14 protein-coding genes are annotated in these 18,687 nt (G+C 54.1%); 6 read left to right on the forward strand and 8 right to left on the reverse strand.

Annotated elements, in window-relative coordinates; all coding sequences use genetic code 11:
- The first annotated feature begins 16 nt into the window (after positions 1-16).
- The 5 genes from mdtN (at position 17) to yjcO (ending at position 7,690) form a co-directional block, all read left to right on the forward strand.
- Entirely contained in the window at positions 17-1,048 is a 1,032-nt protein-coding gene (gene mdtN, locus AB4H76_RS21225; protein WP_000446378.1) for a multidrug efflux transporter periplasmic adaptor subunit MdtN, read from the forward strand.
- Positions 1,048-3,099 carry a multidrug efflux transporter permease subunit MdtO gene (gene mdtO / locus AB4H76_RS21230; RefSeq protein WP_001401444.1) on the forward strand — a complete coding sequence of 684 codons (2,052 nt, stop codon included), beginning with the start codon at positions 1,048-1,050 and terminating at the stop codon, positions 3,097-3,099. The genes mdtN and mdtO overlap by 1 nt, the downstream gene beginning before the upstream one ends.
- The gene (gene mdtP, locus AB4H76_RS21235) at positions 3,096-4,562 is read left to right on the forward strand and encodes a multidrug efflux transporter outer membrane subunit MdtP (RefSeq protein ID WP_000610564.1); all 1,467 of its coding nucleotides are present in this window, start codon (positions 3,096-3,098) and stop codon (positions 4,560-4,562) included. The genes mdtO and mdtP overlap by 4 nt, the downstream gene beginning before the upstream one ends.
- 197 nt (positions 4,563-4,759) lie before the next feature.
- Positions 4,760-6,907 (forward strand): formate dehydrogenase subunit alpha, encoded by a 2,148-nt coding sequence (gene fdhF, locus AB4H76_RS21240; protein WP_077492074.1) that lies wholly within the window; start codon positions 4,760-4,762, stop codon positions 6,905-6,907.
- Between the two features lie 93 nt (positions 6,908-7,000).
- Positions 7,001-7,690: a Sel1 family TPR-like repeat protein YjcO gene (gene yjcO, locus AB4H76_RS21245; protein WP_000719886.1), complete on the forward strand. Its 690-nt coding sequence runs from the start codon at positions 7,001-7,003 to the stop codon at positions 7,688-7,690.
- Between the two features lie 416 nt (positions 7,691-8,106).
- On the opposite strand, the gene gltP is transcribed toward yjcO, so the two are convergent.
- The 8 genes from gltP to nrfA all read right to left on the reverse strand — a co-directional run bounded on the left by gltP (position 8,107) and on the right by nrfA (position 16,137).
- A complete protein-coding gene (gene gltP / locus AB4H76_RS21250; RefSeq protein WP_000835799.1) occupies positions 8,107-9,420 on the reverse strand; it encodes a glutamate/aspartate:proton symporter GltP in 1,314 nt (437 codons plus the stop codon).
- A gap of 341 nt (positions 9,421-9,761) precedes the next feature.
- On the reverse strand, positions 9,762-10,358 hold the full coding sequence (gene nrfG / locus AB4H76_RS21255) for a heme lyase NrfEFG subunit NrfG (RefSeq protein ID WP_000812892.1): 597 nt from the start codon (positions 10,356-10,358) through the stop codon (positions 9,762-9,764).
- Complete coding sequence (gene nrfF, locus AB4H76_RS21260; protein WP_000033487.1) at positions 10,355-10,738, reverse strand: heme lyase NrfEFG subunit NrfF; 384 nt, start codon at positions 10,736-10,738, stop codon at positions 10,355-10,357. The genes nrfG and nrfF overlap by 4 nt, the downstream gene beginning before the upstream one ends.
- Entirely contained in the window at positions 10,731-12,449 is a 1,719-nt protein-coding gene (locus AB4H76_RS21265; RefSeq protein WP_071586153.1) for a heme lyase CcmF/NrfE family subunit, read from the reverse strand. Before AB4H76_RS21265 ends, nrfF begins: the two co-directional genes overlap by 8 nt.
- Before the next feature lie 19 nt (positions 12,450-12,468).
- Positions 12,469-13,425: a cytochrome c nitrite reductase subunit NrfD gene (gene nrfD / locus AB4H76_RS21270; RefSeq protein ID WP_000195171.1), complete on the reverse strand. Its 957-nt coding sequence runs from the start codon at positions 13,423-13,425 to the stop codon at positions 12,469-12,471.
- A complete protein-coding gene (nrfC, locus tag AB4H76_RS21275; protein ID WP_000220281.1) occupies positions 13,422-14,093 on the reverse strand; it encodes a cytochrome c nitrite reductase Fe-S protein in 672 nt (223 codons plus the stop codon). The genes nrfD and nrfC overlap by 4 nt, the downstream gene beginning before the upstream one ends.
- A complete protein-coding gene (gene nrfB, locus AB4H76_RS21280; RefSeq protein ID WP_001295391.1) occupies positions 14,090-14,656 on the reverse strand; it encodes a cytochrome c nitrite reductase pentaheme subunit in 567 nt (188 codons plus the stop codon). Before nrfB ends, nrfC begins: the two co-directional genes overlap by 4 nt.
- Before the next feature lie 44 nt (positions 14,657-14,700).
- The gene (nrfA, locus tag AB4H76_RS21285; protein ID WP_000196875.1) at positions 14,701-16,137 is read right to left on the reverse strand and encodes an ammonia-forming nitrite reductase cytochrome c552 subunit; all 1,437 of its coding nucleotides are present in this window, start codon (positions 16,135-16,137) and stop codon (positions 14,701-14,703) included.
- Between the two features lie 392 nt (positions 16,138-16,529).
- Here nrfA and acs point away from each other — a divergent pair, with 392 nt between their 5' ends.
- Positions 16,530-18,488 (forward strand): acetate--CoA ligase, encoded by a 1,959-nt coding sequence (acs, locus tag AB4H76_RS21290; RefSeq protein ID WP_000078239.1) that lies wholly within the window; start codon positions 16,530-16,532, stop codon positions 18,486-18,488.
- The last annotated feature ends 199 nt before the right edge of the window (positions 18,489-18,687 follow it).

The following is an 18,687-nucleotide window of genomic DNA, read 5'->3' on the forward strand; positions in this document are numbered from 1 at the left end:
TATTTGAGACGCGCTCATGGAAAGTACGCCGAAAAAAGCTCCTCGCAGTAAATTCCCTGCTCTGTTAGTGGTTGCGTTGGCGCTGGTTGCCCTTGTTTTCGTTATCTGGCGCGTAGACAGTGCGCCATCAACTAATGACGCTTACGCGTCAGCAGATACCATTGATGTGGTACCGGAAGTCAGCGGCCGCATTGTAGAACTGGCGGTCACCGACAACCAGGCAGTCAAACAGGGCGATTTGCTGTTCCGCATCGACCCGCGCCCGTACGAAGCCAATCTGGCGAAAGCTGAAGCCTCCCTCGCGGCGCTGGATAAGCAAATTATGCTCACCCAGCGTAGCGTTGACGCGCAACAGTTTGGTGCCGACTCGGTTAATGCCACGGTAGAAAAAGCCCGTGCCGCCGCGAAACAGGCCACAGATACATTACGCCGCACCGAGCCATTACTGAAAGAAGGTTTTGTCTCAGCGGAAGATGTTGACCGTGCAAGAACGGCGCAGCGCGCCGCAGAAGCGGATCTTAATGCCGTATTGTTACAGGCGCAGTCAGCCGCCAGCGCCGTCAGCGGCGTGGATGCATTAGTTGCCCAGCGTGCGGCGGTCGAAGCGGATATTGCCCTGACCAAACTGCATCTGGAAATGGCGACCGTTCGCGCGCCGTTTGATGGCCGGGTCATTTCCCTCAAAACCTCCGTCGGGCAATTTGCTTCTGCCATGCGCCCTATTTTTACCCTAATCGACACTCGTCACTGGTATGTGATCGCCAACTTCCGCGAAACCGATCTGAAAAATATTCGCTCAGGTACACCCGCAACGATTCGCCTGATGAGTGACAGCGGCAAAACCTTCGAGGGTAAAGTGGATTCGATTGGCTACGGCGTGCTACCGGATGACGGCGGCCTGGTGCTGGGCGGCCTGCCGAAAGTGTCTCGTTCTATTAACTGGGTCCGCGTTGCCCAGCGTTTTCCGGTCAAAATCATGGTCGATAAACCTGACCCGGAAATGTTCCGCATCGGCGCTTCGGCAGTCGCTAATCTTGAGCCGCAATAATGAGCGCGCTCAACTCCCTGCCATTACCGGTGGTCAGGCTGCTGGCGTTCTTTCATGAAGAGTTAAGCGAGCGGCGACCAGGTCGCGTGCCGCAGACCGTGCAACTCTGGGTAGGCTGCCTGCTGGTGATTCTGATCTCGATGACCTTTGAGATCCCTTTTGTGGCGTTATCGCTGGCAGTGCTGTTTTACGGTATTCAGTCGAACGCGTTTTACACCAAATTTGTCGCGATCTTGTTTGTGGTTGCCACGGTGCTGGAGATCGGCAGCCTGTTTTTGATCTACAAATGGTCATACGGCGAACCGTTGATCCGATTGATCATCGCCGGACCGATCCTGATGGGCTGCATGTTTTTGATGCGCACCCATCGCTTGGGGCTGGTCTTTTTCGCCGTCGCCATTGTCGCTATTTACGGGCAAACCTTCCCCGCCATGCTCGACTATCCGGAAGTGGTCGTGCGCTTAACGCTGTGGTGTATCGTTGTTGGCCTTTATCCAACCTTGCTGATGACGTTAATCGGCGTGCTGTGGTTTCCCAGTCGTGCCATTTCGCAAATGCATCAGGCGCTTAATGATCGGCTTGATGATGCCATTAGCCACCTGACGGACAGCCTCGCACCGCTACCCGAAACGCGGATTGAAAGAGAGGCGCTGGCGCTGCAAAAACTGAATGTCTTTTGTCTCGCGGACGATGCCAACTGGCGAACTCAAAGCGCATGGTGGCAAAGCTGCGTGGCAACGGTAACCTACATTTACTCGACGCTGAATCGCTACGATCCCACCTCTTTTGCTGATTCTCAGGCAATTATTGAATTTCGGCAAAAATTAGCCTCAGAAATCAATAAGCTGCAGCATGCCGTTGCTGAAGGTCAGTGCTGGCAAAGCGACTGGCGGATCAGTGAAAGTGAAGCGATGGCGGCACGGGAATGTAACCTGGAGAATATCTGCCAGACGTTGTTACAACTGGGTCAGATGGACCCGAATACGCCGCCAACGCCCGCAGCCAAACCGCCATCAATGGCCGCCGATGCTTTTACCAATCCAGACTATATGCGCTACGCGGTAAAAACGCTGCTCGCCTGTTTGATCTGTTACACCTTTTACAGCGGCGTGGACTGGGAAGGCATTCACACCTGTATGCTGACATGCGTGATCGTCGCTAACCCAAATGTCGGTTCGTCGTACCAGAAGATGGTGCTGCGTTTTGGCGGGGCCTTTTGCGGCGCGATTCTGGCGCTGTTATTCACGCTACTGGTCATGCCCTGGCTGGACAATATTGTCGAATTGCTGTTTGTGCTGGCACCGATTTTCCTGTTGGGCGCATGGATTGCCACCAGCTCTGAACGCTCTTCTTATATCGGCACACAGATGGTGGTCACCTTCGCGCTCGCCACGCTCGAAAACGTTTTTGGCCCAGTGTACGACCTGGTGGAAATTCGCGATCGCGCCCTGGGTATCATCATTGGTACCGTGGTGTCCGCGGTGATTTACACCTTTGTCTGGCCTGAGAGTGAAGCGCGCACGCTGCCGCAAAAACTGGCTGGCGCGCTGGGTATGTTAAGTAAAGTAATGCGGATCCCACGCCAGCAGGAAGTCACGGCTCTGCGCACTTATCTGCAAATTCGTATAGGTCTGCATGCGGCGTTTAATGCCTGTGAAGAGATGTGCCAACGCGTGGCGCTGGAGCGTCAACTGGACAGCGAAGAACGCGCATTACTGATTGAACGTTCGCAAACGGTTATTCGTCAGGGCCGCGATCTTCTTCACGCCTGGGATGCCACCTGGAACTCGGCGCAGGCGCTGGATAACGCACTACAGCCGGACAGAGCAGGTCAGTTTGCCGACGCCCTGGAGAAATACGCTGCCGGTCTGGCAACCGCACTCAGCCGTTCTCCTCAAATAACGCTTGAAGAGACACCCGCCTCTCAGGCCATCCTGCCCACCTTATTAAAACAGGAGCAACACGTCTGCCAGCTTTTCGCCCGCTTGCCAGACTGGACAGCCCCGGCATTAACGCCCGCCACGGAACAGGCACAAGGAGCCACGCAATGATCAATCGTCAACTTTCACGTCTGCTGTTGTGCAGCATTCTCGGCAGCACGACGCTGATTTCCGGCTGTGCCCTGGTACGTAAGGATTCTGCACCTCATCAACAGCTCAAACCGGAACAAATCAAACTGGCCGACGATATTCATCTTGCCAGCTCCGGCTGGCCGCAGGCGCAGTGGTGGAAACAACTCAATGACCCGCAGCTGGATGCGCTGATCCAACGGACGCTAAGTGGTTCACACACCCTCGCCGAAGCGAAACTGCGGGAAGAAAAAGCGCAGTCCCAGGCCGATTTGTTAGATGCCGGTTCACAGTTGCAGGTCGCAGCGTTAGGGATGCTCAACCGCCAACGCGTCTCGGCGAACGGCTTTTTAAGCCCTTATGCGATGGATGCGCCAGCACTGGGTATGGACGGGCCGTACTATACGGAAGCCACAGTAGGTTTGTTTGCCGGACTGGATCTTGATTTGTGGGGTGTGCATCGCTCAGCGGTTGCCGCCGCCATTGGCGCGCATAATGCCGCGCTGGCAGAAACCGCAGCAGTAGAGCTATCGCTGACCACGGGCGTAGCGCAGCTTTATTACAGTATGCAGGCCAGCTATCAGATGCTCGATCTGTTAGAACAAACTCGCGATGTGATTGATTACGCGGTGAAAGCGCACCAAAGTAAAGTGGCGCACGGTCTGGAAGCGCAAGTGCCTTTCCACGGCGCGCGGGCACAGATTCTGGCGGTCGATAAACAAATTGCTGCCGTTAAAGGGCAAATCACCGAAACGCGAGAATCTCTGCGTGCATTGATTGGCGCGGGAGCCAGCGATATGCCGGAGATCAAACCGGTGGCATTACCGCAAGTACAGACCGGCATTCCGGCGACGCTCTCTTATGAGTTGCTCGCCAGACGCCCGGATCTGCAAGCCATGCGCTGGTATGTTCAGGCGTCATTAGATCAGGTGGATTCCGCGCGGGCGTTGTTCTACCCGAGCTTTGATATCAAAGCGTTTTTCGGCCTTGATGCCATCCACCTGGATACCTTATTCAAAAAAACCAGTCGCCAGTTCAACTTCATCCCGGGTCTGAAATTGCCGCTGTTTGACGGTGGACGGTTGAATGCCAATCTCGAAGGCACTCGCGCCGCCAGCAACATGATGATTGAACGTTACAACCAGTCAGTACTGAACGCGGTGCGCGACGTTGCCGTCAACGGCACGCGTCTGCAAACGCTCAACGACGAGCGAGAGATGCAGGCTGAACGCGTGGAAGCAACGCGCTTCACCCAGCGCGCTGCCGAGGCCGCCTATCAGCGCGGCTTAACCAGCCGCTTACAGGCCACTGAAGCCCGGTTGCCAGTACTTGCCGAAGAGATGTCATTACTGATGCTGGACAGCCGCCGGGTGATCCAAAGCATTCAGTTGATGAAATCGCTGGGCGGCGGGTATCAGGCGGCTCCCGTCGTCGAGAAAAAATAAAATGTCTGCCGCGTGATGGCTGTCACGCGGTATTTCGTTTCGTCACGTCAAAACTGACGACAGCCTGTTTTTCGTCAGAGTTTTGAATAAATAGTGCCCGTAATATCAGGGAATGACCCCAAATAAAATGTGGCATAAAAGATGCATACTGTAGTCGAGAGCGCGTATGCGTGATTTGATTAACTGGAGCGAGACCGATGAAAAAAGTCGTCACGGTTTGCCCCTATTGCGCATCAGGTTGCAAAATCAACCTGGTCGTCGATAACGGCAAAATCGTCCGGGCGGAGGCAGCGCAGGGGAAAACCAACCAGGGTACCCTGTGTCTGAAGGGTTATTATGGCTGGGATTTCATTAACGATACCCAGATCCTGACCCCGCGCCTGAAAACCCCCATGATCCGTCGCCAGCGTGGCGGCAAACTCGAACCTGTTTCCTGGGATGAGGCACTGAATTACGTTGCCGAGCGCCTGAGCGCCATCAAAGAGAAGTACGGTCCGGATGCCATCCAGACGACCGGCTCCTCGCGTGGTACGGGTAACGAAACCAACTATGTAATGCAAAAATTTGCGCGCGCCGTTATTGGTACCAATAACGTTGACTGCTGCGCTCGTGTCTGACACGGCCCATCGGTTGCAGGTCTGCACCAATCGGTCGGTAATGGCGCAATGAGCAATGCTATTAACGAAATTGATAATACCGATTTAGTGTTCGTTTTCGGGTACAACCCGGCGGATTCCCACCCAATCGTGGCGAATCACGTAATTAACGCTAAACGTAACGGGGCGAAAATTATCGTCTGCGATCCGCGCAAAATTGAAACCGCGCGCATTGCTGACATGCACATTGCACTGAAAAACGGCTCGAACATCGCGCTGTTGAATGCGATGGGCCATGTCATTATTGAAGAAAATTTGTACGACAAAGCATTCGTCGCTTCCCGTACAGAAGGCTTTGAAGAGTATCGTAAAATCGTTGAAGGCTACACGCCGGAGTCGGTTGAAGATATCACCGGCGTCAGCGCCAGTGAGATTCGTCAGGCGGCACGGATGTATGCCCAGGCGAAAAGCGCCGCCATCCTGTGGGGCATGGGTGTAACCCAGTTCTACCAGGGCGTGGAAACCGTGCGTTCTCTGACCAGCCTCGCGATGCTGACCGGTAACCTCGGTAAGCCACATGCGGGTGTTAACCCGGTTCGTGGTCAGAACAACGTACAGGGTGCCTGCGATATGGGCGCGCTGCCGGATACGTATCCGGGATACCAGTACGTGAAAGATCCGGCTAACCGCGAGAAATTCGCCAAAGCCTGGGGCGTGGAAAGCCTGCCAGCGCATACCGGCTATCGCATCAGCGAGCTACCGCACCGCGCAGCGCATGGCGAAGTGCGTGCCGCGTACATTATGGGCGAAGATCCGCTGCAAACTGACGCGGAGCTGTCGGCAGTACGTAAAGCCTTTGAAGCTCTGGAACTGGTTATCGTTCAGGACATCTTTATGACCAAAACCGCGTCGGCGGCGGATGTTATTTTACCGTCAACGTCGTGGGGCGAGCATGAAGGCGTGTTTACTGCGGCTGACCGTGGCTTCCAGCGTTTCTTCAAGGCGGTTGAACCGAAATGGGATCTGAAAACGGACTGGCAAATCATCAGTGAAATCGCCACCCGTATGGGTTATCCGATGCACTACAACAACACCCAGGAGATCTGGGATGAGTTGCGTCATCTGTGCCCGGATTTCTACGGTGCGACTTACGAGAAAATGGGCGAACTGGGCTTCATTCAGTGGCCTTGCCGCGATACTTCAGATGCCGATCAGGGGACTTCTTATCTGTTTAAAGAGAAGTTTGATACCCCGAACGGTCTGGCGCAGTTCTTCACCTGCGACTGGGTAGCGCCAATCGACAAACTCACCGACGAGTACCCGATGGTACTGTCAACGGTGCGTGAAGTTGGTCACTACTCTTGCCGTTCGATGACCGGTAACTGTGCGGCACTGGCGGCGCTGGCTGATGAACCTGGCTACGCACAAATCAATACCGAAGACGCCAAACGTCTGGGTATTGAAGATGAGGCATTGGTTTGGGTGCACTCGCGTAAAGGCAAAATTATCACCCGTGCGCAGGTCAGCGATCGTCCGAACAAAGGGGCGATTTACATGACCTACCAGTGGTGGATTGGTGCCTGTAACGAGCTGGTTACCGAAAACTTAAGCCCGATTACGAAAACGCCGGAATACAAATACTGCGCCGTGCGCGTCGAGCCGATCGCCGATCAGCGCGCCGCCGAGCAGTACGTGATTGACGAGTACAACAAGTTGAAAACTCGCCTGCGCGAAGCGGCACTGGCGTAATACCGTCCTTTCTACAGCCTCCTTTCGGAGGCTGTTTTTTTATCCATTCGAACTCTTTATACTGGTTACTCCCTACCCAATCGTATTATCAAAATGAAAAAAATTATCGCATTGATGTTGTTTTTGACATTCTTTGCCCACGCCAACGACTCCGAGCCTGGCAGCCAGTATTTAAAGGCAGCAGAGGCCGGGGACCGACGCGCACAATATTTTCTTGCCGACAGCTGGTTTAGCTCCGGCGATTTGAGCAAAGCCGAATATTGGGCACAGAAAGCCGCCGACAGCGGTGATGCTGATGCCTGCGCGCTGCTGGCGCAGATCAAAATCACCAATCCGGTCAGTCTGGACTATCCACAAGCAAAAGTTCTTGCAGAGAAAGCGGCGCAAGCGGGCAGTAAAGAAGGTGAAGTAACGCTGGCGCATATTCTGGTAAATACTCAAGCGGGTAAACCGGATTATCCAAAGGCAATTTCGCTGTTAGAAAACGCCTCGGAAGATCTGGAGAACGACTCTGCCGTCGATGCCCAAATGCTGCTTGGTTTGATTTACGCCAACGGCGTGGGCATTAAGGCCGACGATGACAAGGCAACCTGGTATTTCAAACGCAGCTCTGCAATTTCCCGAACCGGTTATTCCGAGTACTGGGCGGGAATGATGTTCTTAAACGGTGAAGAAGGTTTTATCGAGAAGAACAAGCAAAAGGCGCTGCACTGGTTGAACCTGAGCTGTATGGAAGGGTTTGATACCGGGTGTGAAGAGTTTGAAAAATTAACCAACGGTTAAGATAGGCCTGATAAGACGCGGCAAGCGTCGCATCAGGCATTGATGTCGGATGCGGCGTAAACGCCTTATCCGACCTACAAAATCACGCTAAATCAGGCTATTGCGCTGTCTGGCGTAGGCCTGATAAGACGCGTTAAGCGTCGCATCAGGCGTTGATGTCGGATGCGGCATAAACGCCTTATCCGACCTACAAAATCACGCTAAATCAGGCTATTGCGCTGTCTGGCGTAGGCCTGATAAGACGCGTTAAGCGTCGCATCAGGCGTTGATGTCGGATGCGGCATAAACGCCTTATCCGACCTACAAAATCACGCTAAATCAGGCTATTGCGCTGTCTGGCGTAGGCCTGATAAGACGCACCAGCGTCGCATCAGGCATCCACACATTGCCGGGTGGATATCCCCGGCAATCTTCAATTATTGATCCGCAGTTTTATCAAATTTGCCCAGCACTTCACGCTCATAAGCCAGCGCCTTTTTGCGGTCAAATTTGTGTTCCCACTTGGCAATCACCAGCACCGCCAGCGCATTACCCACCACGTTCAGCGCAGTACGCGCCATGTCGAGGATACGGTCAACACCAGCAATAAACGCCAGACCTTCCAGCGGAATACCTACGCTACCCAGCGTTGCCAGCAACACCACAAACGACACGCCCGGCACGCCAGCAATCCCTTTCGAGGTCACCATCAGCGTCAGCACCAGAATGATTTCCTGCCAGATGGACAGGTCAATGCCATACAGCTGAGCGATGAAAATAGCGGCAATACTTTGATACAGCGTCGAACCATCAAGGTTAAAAGAGTAACCGGTCGGCACCACGAAGCTGGTGATCGACGCCGGTGCTCCGTAGGCTTCCATCTTCTCAATAATTCGCGGCAGTACGCTTTCAGAGCTGGCAGTGGAGTACGCCAGAATCAGCTCATCTTTCAGAATACGAATCAGGATCCAGACGCTTAACCCGCACAGGCGCGCCACAATTCCCAGCACTACCAGCGCGAAGAACAGAATGGCGAAATGCACCAGCAGCACCAGTTTCGCCAGTGGCCACAGAGAAGAGAAACCAAAGTTAGCCACCGTCACCGCAATCAGCGCAAACACACCCACCGGTGCATAACGCATCACCATGTGAGTCACTTTAAACATGGTTTCAGAGATGGAGCGGAACACGGTCACCAGCGGTTCACGATGCGTCGCGGGCAGGGAAGAAAGCCCCAGACCAAACAGCACCGAGAAGAAGATGATCGGCAGCATTTCGCCTTTCGCCATCGACGCCACAATGTTCGTCGGCACCAGCGACAAAATCGTGCCCATAATGCCGTGGGAACTGCTTTGTACCGCTTCCGTAGTGCTCTGATATTTCGAGATATCGACGGTCGCCAGCTGCGACATATCCACCCCGGCACCGGGCTGGAAGACGTTCGCCAGAGTGATCCCCAAAATGATGGCGACGGTGGTGATCACCTCGAAGTAAATAATGGTTTTCGCGCCAATACGCCCGAGCTGTTTGGCATCACCCACACCCGCGATACCCACCACCAGCGTGGAGATCACAATCGGCACAACAATCATTTTGATCAGATGGATGAAGATATCACCCGCCGGAGAGAGCAAATTGACGACCAGCCAGTCGCGGCTGTCGCTATGGTAGTGCAGGTAGCTTCCCAGGAGAATGCCCAGCACCATAGCAAACAGAATCTGCCAGGCCAGGCTGAATTTTATACTTTTCATCAGAATAACTTCCTCAATGGAGCGCCGTTCCCCGTTCAGAAACGCGAGAACGTGACATACTGCCAGGGCATGAATTGTGTTGCGTTGGTTTGTAGATTTTTTTAACGCTTATGATCAGTATCATTTGCGCGGTATGTTGCGCAACCCTTTAACAACAGAGCTTTTCGCTGCATTAATGCATAATAACGCGAGTTTATGGCAGGATTAATGAATAACCATTTGTTATGGAAAGATTTTTATTTGTTTAATCTGCAATAATACTGATTAGTGATTATTTTTGGCATATGTTCATTCGATTATTTTTTATGCAGCTCAATGACATAATCTTCATCACCAGATGATTAATCCGATCTCCGCTGCAACAGTTTCGCCATATTAATCGACTCGACCAGCTGTGTCCGGTTGATCCGGGGTGAGTTGAGATCCATCACTTTTTGCCATAGTTCGATGGCTTGCGCGTAATTCGCCTGCATAAACGCATCGGAAGCCAGCAGCATCAGAGCGGTGATTTCGTTAGAGTCCAGCGCGAGGGCTTTGTCGATCATTGCGCGAGTCTGGGCGGTCATATGCTGGCTGGCCTGGTAATAAAGCACCGTCGCCAGCGCCGCATACAGTTCAGCGTTCTCACCATGTAGTTGCAACGCCTGACGATACGCCAGCAGCGAATTGCTGTAATCGTTTTGCCACAGATAGTACTCGCCCAGTAACGCCCACTGTTCGCTGTTTTGTGGATTAGCGCGGATTTTATCCTGTAATGCCTGAAGCTGCGCTTCCGGGGTTTGCTGGCTGGCAAACTGATGTAGCGGATCGCGCTGACGCTGATACTCCGCACGTACCGCCTGCCATTTTGGGCTTAACAGATAACTGCCGACACAGAGAAATACCATCAATATTGTGAGTGTTGTCAGCATTTTCACCGGTATTTTGGGCTGTTTCATCGCTTCGCCCTCACTCGCCAGAGGATCAGTGCCATCAGTAGTAACAACACCACTGGCAGCGCCCATAACACCAGCGTCTGACCCGTTAACGGTGGGTTATAGCGAACAAAATCTCCGTAGCGTTCGGTCATCCAGCCAATGATTTCGACTTCGTTCTTCCCCTCCGCCACCATGCTGTAAACCTGATGGCGCATACTGACTGCCACCGGCGCATTGGATTCCAGTAAGTTTTGATTCTGGCACTGCGGACAACGTAACTGGCTGGCAATATTTAACGCCTGTTCCTGTTGTTGCGGATTAGCGAATTGCCAGGTGTCTACAACCTGAGCGCGCGCAAAACAGGTAAATAACAGCAGTAGCGTGAGAAGTCCTTTACTCATCGCGCTTCCTCCCCCGCCATCCGCTTAATAATGCGCCTGCAATCATCAACAATCCTCCCCCCCAGATCCAGCGCACACCGCTTTGTACATACAAACGAAAAGCGTAACGATCCAGCCCAGTTTTCTCCCCCATGACCGCATACCAGTCATGGATGCCGTTCCAGCGAATTGACGGTTCCATCATTTGCTGACGACGAGCTTCGTAAAAACGCCGCTCCGGCGTTAATTCACCAATGCGTTGCTGATGGTCAAACAGCGCCACTATCGCTTTTTCGCTGGTGTAATTGCCTTTGGCTTGCAGATCGAGGCGCTCAAAACGGAAGGTGTATCCTGCCAGCGTCACCGGCTGACCCGGCTGTAAATTCAGGCTGATTTCCTGACGGCTGACGCTGGAAACCACGACCCCAGCGGCAAATAACAGCACGCCCGCATGAGCTACCAGCGCCGGAAGCTGCGCGCGTTTGCCAGAGACAAACGTCGCCAGCACAATCACCACCAGCATCAACAGACCAAACGGTAACGTCGCGCGGTTAAAATAAGGTGCGCCAACGGAGAGGCGTCCCCAGCCCAGCAGGCCGTAAATCATCGGATAAAGCGTTCCCACCAGCACGATCAGTAGCACTGCGCAAAACAGCAACAGCGTAGCGAGGATTAACATTTCCCGCGATAACCCCGAAAAACGCACCGCCGGGCCACCGTCCCGCGCTCGCCAGCCATACAGAGCCAGAGACGCAAGGCTAATCAGTGCAAACAGGCTGAACAACGGCACGGCGCGGACGTTATCCAGCGCGAACGCATGAACCGAAACCAGAATGCCAGAACGGACAATTAAGGTGCCCAGCAGCGACAGCATCAGAGTAACTATCGCCAGCAGCAGCGACCAGTGGCGGAAAATCCCCCGCTGACGTGTCAGAGATAAACTGTGCAGCAGCGCAGTGGCAGAAAGCCAGGGTAATAAAGAGGCGTTTTCCACCGGATCCCAGAACCACCAGCCGCCCCAGCCCAGTTCGCAATAGGCCCACCAGGAACCGAGAATGATCCCCGCCGTTAATGCGCTCCAGCCAGGTAGTGCCCAGCGCCAGCAAATTCGGGCGCAGGCACCATCAAACTCGCTGCGCAGTAAACTCGCCAGCGCCACGCTCGCCGCCACCATCAAACCGCCATACCCGAGATAAAGCAGCGGTGGATGAAAGATAAGACCGGGATGTTGCAGCATCGGATTGAGATCGCGGCCTTCGATTGCTGGTGGAAATATCCGCACGAAGGGATCGGACCACAGCACCACAAACAGTAGCAGTGCGGCGAGCATGAGAGATAAAACGGCTAGCGTCAGCGGAAATAGCGGATCGGTTTGCTGCCGATAATGCCAGGCAAACAGCGCGCTCCAGGCGGAAAGCAGCAGCACCCAAAGCAGCAGCGAACCTTCATGGCCGCCCCACACCGCTGCCAGCTTGAGTTCCCACGACAGCAGGCTGTAGCTATGTTGCGCGACATAAATGACCGAGAAATCGCTGATGAGAAAACAATACGTCAGTACGCCAAAGGCGAGCAGCAGGAGCGCGAACTGCGCCAGAATGCCGATGCAAGTGAGTCGCATCATGGCAGGCCAGCGCAACCGCACTCCCGCAAAGGCCGTCAACGGGGTCAACACGTTGACCCCGAGACTTAACAACAACGCCAGAAAACCGACTTCAGGAAGGAATACGTCCAGAAACCACCTCTTTTCTGGCTTACGCCACCGTCAACTGTCCGGCGTAGAGAATGAAAAAGCGCAGCATCAACACGCCGACCAGACTGGCCCCACACGCCGCCAGCACGGCAGGAATGCCGGAACTGCGATTGACCCACGGTTTGAGCAACATTGGCACAATCAGCCCCAGCCCGGCGACACCAAGCCAGAACCACCACGTCCAGAAACCGCCACCTAATGCCGCCACCAGCGCACGAACTTTACCGTCATCGCCCAGCGCCAGACCGACAAAAAACGCCACCAGCAGGAAGATTTCACCCCATACCACAGGGATTTCCATACGGTGTACAAACTGCGCTTCCGTGGAATGCGGGTTACTGCGTTGGCGTATCGCCATGGCGATCAGCGCCACCGCCGCACCGGACGAGATGCCGGAGAAGAGGAACAGCACCGGCAGGATCGGGTTATTGAGGAACGGATACGATTTCAGCGCCGACAGCAGAAAGCCGGTATAAGCCCCCAACAACACCGCCAGCACCAGCATCAATGTTTCCAGTCCGCGATGAACGGGCGTCAGCAGGCTCAGAACCTTTTGCACGATCCCCAGCTTCGGCAACCAGCGTTGTTGCAGGGCAAGCAAATCATGTTCAAAGATTTTCGCCAGCCACAGCACCAGCACCACCATGTAGAGCTGAAACAGCATCACCCCCATCGACATCACCGAGGTAAAACTGTAGTGGAACATCAGCTTCCAGAAGGTCCACGGTCTTGTCAGGTGGAAGACGAGGATCAACAGACCGAGGATCACCGCGCCCGGCCCGACAATCAGCGTGGTGCGCAGCAACGTACTGTCTGCACCGCCCGCCTGCGGGTAGAAGCGACGTAACAGCACGGCCAGCGTCACCAGACCAGCAGAAATACCAATCAAAAACAGGTAGATGGCAATCGGCCAGTCCCACACCAGCGATTCAAAATGAAATGCGGAAGTCTGCGTCATTGGCTCACCTCCCCGTATTTAAACGGTACGCGGTACAGCTTCGGTTTGGTTCCCAGCGCCAGCTTGTAGCGGTAAGTGGGCTTCTGGCGCAGCAGTTGCGAAATCTCACTGTTGGGATCGTCCAGATTGCCAAACGTCAGCGCCTTGGTCGGGCAAGCTTCAACGCACGCGGGCAACTTACCGGCCTGCAAATTGGTCTTACGGCAGAAATCGCATTTGTCCGCCGTCTTCGTGACCGGATGGATAAAGCGCACGCGGTACGGACAGGCGGCGATGCAGTACTGACAACCGACGCAGAGATCCGGATTAACATCGACAATCCCACTGGCAGCATCGCGAAAAGACGCACCGGTCGGGCAGACGTCAACGCACGGCGCATGATCGCAGTGCTGGCAAGACTTACGGAAGAAGCGATATTTCACATCAGGAAATTCGCCCTGCGGCTCGCTACGAATAATCGTCAGGCGCGAGACGCCTTCCGGCACCTTGTTCACTTCCCGACAAGCATCCATACAGGCGGTACAGCCGATGCATAACGACTCGTCATGCACCATGCCGTAACGCACCCCATTGATATTCAACGTTTTCGCCACCACGCGCCCTGCGGTGCCGCTGACGGCTGCCAGCACGCCGACGCCGGTGAGAAACTGGCGACGAGACCAGGTCATGGCTGCTCCTTAAGCAACGGAACAGACGCCGGGTTAAAGTTCGGATTGGTGCGCTGATCGCTGTGGCAATCGACGCAAATCTTAATCCGTCCTTTGTCACTTAACGTCTGCATCGTATCTTGCTGTGGATGCAGGGAATGGCAGCTGGCGCACGCCACTTTGGTTACGTGGACATCGTGCGGCCAGAACGCTTTTTGCAACTGTTCCGGCAGATGACAGGACATACAGACGCTGTTCTGCTCTCCAACCTTGTACATCGGCTCGTTAAAGCGCATCACATCTTTCACCCCTTCGCGGTGTTGCGGTGATGGCTGGCCGTGACAGTTGGTGCAGGTGACCGGCAGTTTGTTATTCGGGTTGATAACGGAAGCATGTTTTCCATGCATACCTTCGGTATCTGGTTTATGACAGTCCAGACAGGCGGCATCCGGGTTACGCTGCTGGGTAACTTCGTAGCGATCATCAGATGCCTGCGCCGCAGGGGTAGCGGTAATTCCGTTCAGGCTCCACAACAGGCCCGACGCCAGCACCCCGGCAGTTAATAACGAACGTAATACGCTCATATTCACTCCATTGTGTTTTCCGCCCCTTGCGAGGCGGAACGGGGTTATTGGCTTAACAGACCGTTTTTACGTGCCTGTTCTTCCCACTGCGGGATCACCGTTTTGATGAAGTCCTGCTTCTCGGCCTTGATTTGTTCCATGTTCAGGCCAATGGCCTGCTGGGCTTTCTCTTTGGTTGAGATATCCGGGATCTGGATTTCATGGGTGATGCCTTTGGTCGCCAGCAGGCGCGCCAGTTTGGTGCGTGCATCCGCCGCTTTATCCATCGCCGTACCGAGCATCCGTAAACCTTCTTCCGGTGCGTGCATATGAATGCCGTGGGAAGCGATCGCCAGATCCCAGCGCCACTGGGCATGACGGATATCGTCCTGAATTGGCTTCATTTCAGCTTCCGTCGCGCCTGCATCCAGCGCTGCTTTCGCTTCGAAGTGAGCGTGAACCAGTTGATCTTCAACCTTGATTTTCAGGTCGTTAATCGACTGCTTACGTTCCGCGACCACTTTTTGCAAGGCAGCTTTGTCCTGGGTATGGCAGTTCGCACAAGTCTGGGCGAAGTTATCAAACGGATTACCAATTTTATGGTCGGTGTAGAGTTTGCCTTCGGCGTTCTGCACTTTTGGCATATGGCAGTCGATACAGGTCACGTTGTTTTTACCGTGAATGCCCGCTGTCCAGGTTTCATATTCCGGGTGCTGCGCTTTCAGCATTGGCGTTTTCGACAGGGAGTTAGTCCAGTCAGAGAAGGCAATTTTGTCGTAATACTGCTCCATATTTTCGACTTTCATGCCGTCATCCCACGGGAATTTAACCGCTTTGTTTTTGCCGTCGAAGTAATACTCCACATGGCACTGACCGCAAACCATCGATTGCTGGTCGAAACGTCCGGCTTTCTCAAAAGGTTTACCAATGGCTTCCATCGCGCGAGCCGCATACGGACGGGAAAGGGTTAACTCCGGTTTGCCTTTGGCGAACTCTGGAGAGGCGGTGTTATGGCAATCGGCACAACCTAAGTTGTTGACGATTTCCGGACCGCCGCGCGCCCATTTACCGTGGAAGTAGCCATCTTCGCCGTCTTTCTGGATCAGACGCGCCACATCCGGGCTTTTACAACTCCAGCATGCCATCGGTAGCGGACCATCTTCAGCGTTTTTCGGCGCACCGGTACGCAGGGTTTCACGCACATCGGTCACAGCAAAAGCATGTCCACGCGGCTTGTTGTAATCGCGCGAGAAGGGATACCCCGCCCACAGGATCACCAGCCGTGGATCTTCCGCCAGGGCGTCAACACGCTCTGACTGTTCCGAGGTGGCTTTCCAGGAGAGATATTGATCGGGATGCTGCGGGGCAAAGGTTTCATTCTTCGCTTCCACAGTTACAGGTTTTGCGGGAGCAGCCGTTTGTTCAGCGTGAACAGAAGTGAAAAAGAAAAAAGGAATCAATAAGCTGAAGATACGGCGTGCGTTTATTTTTATCCTTGTCATAGGGGCTTCATCCGAATTGCGCCATTGTTGCAATGGCGGTTTTTATTGTTTTTCACGACAGTAACCGCACCTACACTGTCATGACATTGCTCGCCCCTATGTGTAACAAATAACCACACTGTGAATGTTGTCTTTAATCAATTGTAAGTGCATGTAAAATACCACTTTAGAGTTAGTCAGTATCTTCCTCTTTTTCAACAGCATGCATAACTGCATGTTCCTCAAAGAATTAATCAACTTTTGTTGCTGACCTTCAAAAATTACCCTGCCGTTTATTTGCACAATTCTACTTTTGCGTGATCTGTCGCCCAAATACTAAACAAAACTGCCAATACCCCTACATTTAACGCTTATGCCACATATTATTAACATCCTACAAGGAGAACAAAAGCATGAGCCAAATTCACAAACACACCATTCCTGCCAACATCGCAGACCGTTGCCTGATAAACCCTCAGCAGTACGAGGCGATGTATCAACAATCTATTAACGTACCTGATACCTTCTGGGGCGAACAGGGAAAAATTCTTGACTGGATCAAACCTTACCAGAAGGTGAAAAACACCTCCTTTGCCCCCGGTAATGTGTCCATTAAATGGTACGAGGACGGCACGCTGAATCTGGCGGCAAACTGCCTTGACCGCCATCTGCAAGAAAACGGCGATCGTACCGCCATCATCTGGGAAGGCGACGACGCCAGCCAGAGCAAACATATCAGCTATAAAGAGCTGCACCGCGACGTCTGCCGCTTCGCCAATACCCTGCTCGAGCTGGGCATTAAAAAAGGTGATGTGGTGGCGATTTATATGCCGATGGTGCCGGAAGCCGCGGTTGCGATGCTGGCCTGCGCCCGCATTGGCGCGGTGCATTCGGTGATTTTCGGCGGCTTCTCGCCGGAAGCCGTTGCCGGGCGCATTATTGATTCCAACTCACGACTGGTGATCACTTCCGACGAAGGTGTGCGTGCCGGGCGCAGTATTCCGCTGAAGAAAAACGTTGATGACGCGCTGAAAAACCCGAACGTCACCAGCGTAGAGCATGTGGTGGTACTGAAGCGTACTGGCGGGAAAATTGACTGGCAGGAAGGGCGCGACCTGTGGTGGCACGACCTGGTTGAGCAAGCGAGCGATCAGCACCAGGCGGAAGAGATGAACGCCGAAGATCCGCTGTTTATTCTCTACACCTCCGGTTCTACCGGTAAGCCAAAAGGTGTGCTGCATACTACCGGCGGTTATCTGGTGTACGCGGCGCTGACCTTTAAATATGTCTTTGATTATCATCCGGGTGATATCTACTGGTGCACCGCCGATGTGGGCTGGGTGACCGGACACAGTTACTTGCTGTACGGCCCGCTGGCCTGCGGTGCGACCACGCTGATGTTTGAAGGCGTACCGAACTGGCCGACGCCTGCCCGTATGGCGCAGGTGGTGGACAAGCATCAGGTCAATATTCTCTATACCGCGCCCACGGCGATTCGCGCGCTGATGGCGGAAGGGGATAAAGCGATTGAAGGCACCGACCGATCGTCGCTGCGCATTCTCGGTTCCGTGGGCGAGCCAATCAACCCGGAAGCGTGGGAGTGGTACTGGAAAAAAATCGGCAACGAGAAATGTCCGGTGGTCGATACCTGGTGGCAGACCGAAACTGGCGGTTTCATGATCACGCCGCTGCCTGGCGCTACCGAGCTGAAAGCCGGTTCGGCAACACGTCCGTTCTTCGGCGTGCAACCGGCGCTGGTCGATAACGAAGGTAACCCGCTGGAAGGCGCTACCGAAGGCAGCCTGGTGATCACCGACTCCTGGCCGGGTCAGGCGCGTACGCTGTTTGGCGATCACGAACGTTTTGAACAGACCTACTTCTCCACCTTCAAAAATATGTATTTCAGCGGCGACGGCGCGCGTCGCGATGAAGATGGCTATTACTGGATAACCGGGCGTGTGGACGATGTGCTGAACGTCTCCGGTCACCGTCTGGGAACGGCGGAGATTGAGTCGGCGCTGGTGGCGCATCCGAAGATTGCCGAAGCCGCCGTAGTAGGTATTCCGCACAATATTAAAGGTCAGGCGATCTACGCCTACGTCACGCTTAATCACGGGGAGGAACCGTCACCAGAACTGTACGCAGAAGTCCGCAACTGGGTGCGTAAAGAGATTGGCCCGCTGGCGACGCCAGACGTGCTGCACTGGACCGACTCCCTGCCTAAAACCCGCTCCGGCAAAATTATGCGCCGTATTCTGCGCAAAATTGCGGCGGGCGATACCAGCAACCTGGGCGATACCTCGACGCTTGCCGATCCTGGCGTAGTCGAGAAGCTGCTTGAAGAGAAGCAGGCTATCGCGATGCCATCGTAACCCACAATTGCCGGATGCGAGTCGGTAACGGTTTGTAGGCCTGATAAGACGCGACAGCGTCGCATCAGGCATTGATTGCCGGATGCGGCGTATAACGCCTTATCCGGCCTACATTCGGCAAGGGTTACCCGAGCGTTAACCTTCTCCCATAAGGGAGCGGGAATTAAAACAATCCCTACATTACCTCTGGAGAATCTGT

The sequence above is a fragment of the Escherichia sp. UTM R2 genome, from assembly GCF_048593455.1.
Classification (GTDB): domain Bacteria; phylum Pseudomonadota; class Gammaproteobacteria; order Enterobacterales; family Enterobacteriaceae; genus Escherichia; species Escherichia coli.